Origin of the sequence: Micromonospora sp. BL4, assembly GCF_003667505.1 — a bacterium.
Classification (GTDB): Bacteria; Actinomycetota; Actinomycetes; order Mycobacteriales; family Micromonosporaceae; genus Micromonospora.
This window is the reverse complement of the sequence record NZ_RCVJ01000036.1, coordinates 1-405: the sequence shown is the minus strand read 5'-3', so window position 1 is coordinate 405 and position 405 is coordinate 1. Positions and strand designations below refer to the sequence as shown.

Sequence of the window (405 nt, the reverse complement as noted above, 5' to 3'; positions counted from 1 at the left end):
GAGAGCGAGGGTGGCGACGCCCGCCCGCCCGCCCAGGACGAGGACCGTCATCGCGGCGTACGCCGTGCCGCACATCAGCTCCGCCGCCACGAGTACGAGGTGGCGCGGCAGCCGGTCGCCGATGACGCCGCCGAGCAGCATCAACGCGATCCTGGGCACCGAGATCGCGGCGAGCACGAGCGACAGCGCCGGCGCGTACGCCCTGCTCGACGGCGGGCTCGCCCGGCTGGGCGAGTGCGACACCGAGGCGGTCGCGATCGCCGTCACCGCGACAGTCACCGGTACCGACGGGCCGGTGCCGCGCACCGACGCCGACGAGCTGCTCGCGGGCGCCGACCAGACCTGGATGAGCGGTGTCGTGATGACGGGCCTCGACGGCATGCCGGCCCACGCACACACAGCCCA

1 protein-coding gene is annotated in these 405 nt (G+C 74.6%); it reads left to right on the top strand.

Going from position 1 to position 405, the window contains the following annotated elements:
* Positions 1-121: 121 nt before the first annotated feature.
* A partial coding sequence (locus EAD89_RS00840) for a hypothetical protein (protein WP_199733374.1) occupies positions 122-405 on the top strand: 284 nt, incomplete at its 3' end.